The 4178-nt window shown below is 59.6% G+C and carries 5 protein-coding genes; 4 read left to right on the top strand and 1 reads right to left on the bottom strand.

All coding sequences use genetic code 11. The features are described from left to right. Positions 1-287, top strand: a 287-nt coding sequence (locus VMJ32_13225) for a 4-hydroxythreonine-4-phosphate dehydrogenase PdxA (protein HTQ39983.1), incomplete at its 5' end; no start/stop codon positions are given. Here VMJ32_13225 and VMJ32_13230 read toward each other — a convergent pair. Continuing rightward, the gene (locus VMJ32_13230; GenBank protein HTQ39984.1) at positions 262-1443 is read right to left on the bottom strand and encodes a hypothetical protein; all 1182 of its coding nucleotides are present in this window, start codon (positions 1441-1443) and stop codon (positions 262-264) included. The two genes, VMJ32_13225 and VMJ32_13230, sit on opposite strands and share 26 nt — an antisense overlap. A gap of 230 nt (positions 1444-1673) precedes the next feature. Here VMJ32_13230 and VMJ32_13235 point away from each other — a divergent pair, with 230 nt between their 5' ends. The 3 genes from VMJ32_13235 to VMJ32_13245 form a co-directional block, all read left to right on the top strand. Continuing rightward, positions 1674-2900 (top strand): hypothetical protein, encoded by a 1227-nt coding sequence (locus VMJ32_13235; GenBank protein HTQ39985.1) that lies wholly within the window; start codon positions 1674-1676, stop codon positions 2898-2900. Between the two features lie 108 nt (positions 2901-3008). Further along, positions 3009-3758: a hypothetical protein gene (locus VMJ32_13240; protein HTQ39986.1), complete on the top strand. Its 750-nt coding sequence runs from the start codon at positions 3009-3011 to the stop codon at positions 3756-3758. 45 nt (positions 3759-3803) lie between these two features. Continuing rightward, positions 3804-4178 (top strand): hypothetical protein (locus VMJ32_13245; GenBank protein ID HTQ39987.1); only part of this gene is annotated, 375 nt, incomplete at its 3' end.

The following is a 4178-nucleotide window of genomic DNA, read 5'->3' on the forward strand; positions in this document are numbered from 1 at the left end:
GCGAGGGCCAATTCGACGCCGTCGTGGCCATGTATCACGATCAGGGACACATCGCCATCAAACTCTTAGGCATGCATCGGGCGGTGAATGTGACTTTGGGTCTGCCCATCGTCCGCACCAGCGTGGCGCACGGCACGGCGTTCGATTTGGCCTGGCAAGGCCGCGCCGAGACAAGCGGCATGATCGAAGCAATCCGCGTGGCCGCCCAACTAGCGGCGAATACCTCACCCCTCACCACTCACCCCTCACCTCCCTCCCCCCTCACTTCTTCCCCTGCAAGCTCTTGATATATGCCGCAGTCGTGTCCAGTACGTCGGCGCTGCCGGGTTGGTAATCGAATTCGCGCGGATTGATCGGCGTATTCAGCCGCACTTCGTAAAACTCCACGGTCACCATTGGCAGCATTTCTGCCCGGTCGGCGTCCCCTCCCCTGCCCTTTCCGCTTGCTCGGCGTCGATATTCAATGCGGTAGGGAAATAAATCATCCTGCCCCACGTATAACTGCACTTGCTCAGGCAACTGCGGCGGAAGCAATTTCAAATTGAGCGGCCGCTCGCTTGCCGCTTCGGCGGCCAACTCTTTCGAGATCGTTGCCATGGCCTCGGGCCGCCACGATCCGGCCGCAATCCACACTGGCAAGGTATCTAGCTTCCCCGCTTCGACCCGCGTAAAGCGGAAAGAGTTTTGCAGCCCCGTAAGCAGTTTTGGCAATCCACCCCAGGCGAATTCACCGGTCACAGAAGTCATCGACGGAAGGCCGTTAGAATTCGCATCAGCATTGTCCAGTGCTTCCCGGACTTTGCGCAAATCAATGCGCGCAATCGTGGTCCGATCGGCCGCGCCGGCCTTCGGCTTGTCGAACCCATCTTGGTATTGCCACAAGTATTTTCCGTCGCACACTTGTTGAAACGTCAGCAACTGATCGCCCAAGGCGGTTTTCAATTCCAGGCGAAATTGTCGCTCATCCCCCACGCCTTGTTGCAAGTACAGGCCGGCGCCGAAGGTCTGTTGGCCGAACAGATCGGCGTGATACCGAATGCGCGCCTGCACTGATGTCTGTTGCTGCGCCGCGCCGGTCATGCGCTGCATGAATAAATCGACGCCGTTGGTTTGCTCCGGCGAATTGCTTGCGCTAGCACCAGGCTGTGCGGCGGTAACTGGCAAGCCCGCGGCAGGGCTGGATGGAACCGCATCGGTAACCGGCAAGCTCGGAACAGCGTTCGGCGGCGCCGCGGTAGCATTGCTGGACGCCGCGCGATCAACCGAAGCTCCCGCGCCGAATGTGGCTGCGTCCAACCCGGCAGCAGCGCCCGCCGAGCTAGCTGCAGGATCGGCGGGCCAGATGGATAAAGTTGGGCTAACTGCCGGCTGCGGCTGGGTTTGGGCGAAGCCCCAACCAGCCAGTAATGCGAACCAGGCGAGGCTGGGCAAAATGAACTTCATATGCCGAATGTGCGGAATTTGCCAAAGAAACCTGTTATGCCAGTCCGACGATTACCACACAGGGACCGCTCTGCCGACCTTCGGCAGCGCGATCCATGCCGGAATTCTACGGCCGGCCAAAGCGCCAGCCCAAGAGCAATTCCGCAAGAAATTCGAACCACCATCGCAAAACTTCGCGATGGGTTTTCGATTTTCCGTATTCGAAATTTGCTGGTCTCGAGGGGGGAAAAATGAAAATTCGGACTTGGTTCGGGGTCGGATTGTTGGCGGCCCTGCTTAGCGCGGGTTGCGCTTTGCCTCAAAACTCGCCGCTGGATCACATCGCGAAAATTCAACCGGTGTTTGAGCCGCGCACCAACGTGCTGCCGCCGGCCCAAATGATTATGCACCCAGGTCCGGGCGTCGATGGTCCCGGTCCGGGCGTCATGCTCGCCGGTTACCACGCGCCCATTGGGCCCGGAGTAGGTATGGGAGCAGGCGGAGGCCCTGGTGGTTTCGCTCCGTGCGGTGCATACCCGATGATGATGGCCCCGCCGACGTCGCAGATCGGTTTCACCGGTCCCGACGGCATGCGCATCCATTGGGATGTGGCCAGCCACGGCATGTTCGATTCCGAGCCGCTCGTGGTCCCCGGCCGCTTCAACTTTCCGCAAGGCGCGATCTATCGCTTGAAGCTGACCGATATCCCCGGCTACCCCGGCGTGGAGCTGTATCCAACTTTGGAAGTGGCCCCCACCGTGCCGCGGACCGAAGCGTTCATCGCTCACAATTTTATTCCCTTCCAGTTGACCGACGACGATTTCAAGCAAGTCCTTTCGGGCAATTTCGTGACGAAGGTCATTTACCTGCCCGATCCGCAATATCAGGAATTGGCGCTGGCCGGTGTCGAAACCTTGGTCAGCACGCGGCTTGATCCGGGCGTCGACCCCATTGTCGAAGCCGATCGCCGCGGTTCCATTTTGGCGATCATTCGGATCGGCAACAAAGATTTGCAATCCGGCGATGGCGGTGGTCCGGAAGGCGATGTGGTGCAAGCCGGCTACTGGGGGCCAATTCCCTGCCATCATCCGGCCGAATCGATTGCCGCGGAAGTTGGCCAGCCGACAAGTCCGCCGCCGCAATTTGTCGCCGGTATGGATGTGCCGGAATATGGCATGCCGTACTGCGGTACGCCAATCGGTTTGCCTGGCCCGCCGTATGTTCCGCTGGGTGTGCCGGCCGGATTGCAGCGGCACATCATGACGAACGAAACGCACATGCACATTCCGCCGCCGACGGAACAAGTGAATATCCGCGTGGCGCAAATTCCCGGCATGAGTTATCCCAAGCCGGTCGATCATGTGAAAATTGTCGAAACCAGTGCGGTGCCGCCGGTCGAGTTCAACCAGCCCTGCGACGTGGCCCATCAAGTGGTGCCCGGCGCGGGCGGCGGTTGTGCCAACGGCGCCTGCCAGTAATGGCCCTTGGTTTCAACAAAGAATTTACTGTCCGGTGCGAAGTCGCGTGACTGTAAGCCCAGGGGTTGCAACCCCTGGGCTTTTTATGAACGTAAGCCAAATTTTCCCATGTCAATCCTTGCTGCCCTGCGCGACATTTCCCGCTCTTGCATCGCCGCAGGCGCATGCCTGTTGGGTTCTACTCTAGCGCTGGCCGATCCGCCGCTGGTTCACCATTTAAACGCCGGCGTGTTGGTCCCGGGAGAAATTGGCGCCGCCAAGCTCCAGCAAGGCGGACCCTTGGCCGGCTATTATCAGCCGCTGGAAATTCGCGGGCCACAAGGAACAAACATTTCGTTCGCGGTCGAAAATCAATTCACCCAGCCGCAACCGGCCCCGACAAAGGTGGCCATGCTGATCGGCCCGGTCTATCGGCTGCGTGTGACCGGCATTCCGCATCACGAAGGGGACGAAGTATATCCCACCATCGAAGTCATTAACCGCTTGTATCCCCCCTGCGGCGAAGAACTGCGGTTTCCGATTCCGATCGAATTCACGCAGGAAGATTTGGAAGCGGCGATCGATGGCAAATTCATCACGCGCATTATTTATTTGGAAAATCCGCGGAATGCGTACGCCCGGCAGGAAGACCCCAAATCGCAATTGACTTTGGAGGCCAGCCCTAAGGAAGATCCGCTCGCGCTGGCCGATCGGCTGGGCCGGCCGATGGCCATTGTGCGGATCGGCGGCCGGGTGCCGGTGGACGTGGCCAGCCCGGACGAGCAGTTCATGTACAACTCCCCTCCCCTGATACGCTTTGCAAAACGTGATGGAGCGCCGCCGCCGGAAACCATGCTCGGCCAAATGCCAACCCAGTAGATCGCCTCGTAATCATAAAGCCGCGACCGTTGGTCGCGCTGTGCAATGTCCGCTCGATCAAACAAATATCGAATTTACTCGCTTGGTGCAATCTGCTGCCTGGCGCTCTGCTCCTGCCGTTTAACGCAGTCGTCCTCGCAAACTCCAATTGTTCCGGCTGCTGAAATTGGCAAGGTCCCTTTCGTCGATGTCGGCGACGAACGCTATGTTCCCGCTGGCGCAAATTCCATCGCTCTTGGTGTGAAAGATGAAGCGAAAGCGTCTGCCGAACCGCCGCGAAATTTGCCCACTTCGGTCAAGCAGGCGGGCTACGCCATAGCGAGCGACACCGATTCCACCGCACCAGCCCCGGAGCCCGATTCCGCCTGGCGCTCGATCGATCAGCGCGAGGCCGGTCCGGCAAATCGCTGGTCCATTTAC

The sequence above is a fragment of the Pirellulales bacterium genome (assembly GCA_035499655.1).
In the GTDB taxonomy this organism is placed as follows: Bacteria; Planctomycetota; Planctomycetia; order Pirellulales; family JADZDJ01; genus DATJYL01.

Coding starts and splice junctions, on each gene's coding strand:
- VMJ32_13230 (HTQ39984.1), bottom strand. CDS start 1,443: ATGAAGTTCATTTTGCCCAGCCTCGCCTGGTTCGCATTACTGGCTGGT.
- VMJ32_13235 (HTQ39985.1), top strand. CDS start 1,674: ATGAAAATTCGGACTTGGTTCGGGGTCGGATTGTTGGCGGCCCTGCTT.
- VMJ32_13240 (HTQ39986.1), top strand. CDS start 3,009: ATGTCAATCCTTGCTGCCCTGCGCGACATTTCCCGCTCTTGCATCGCC.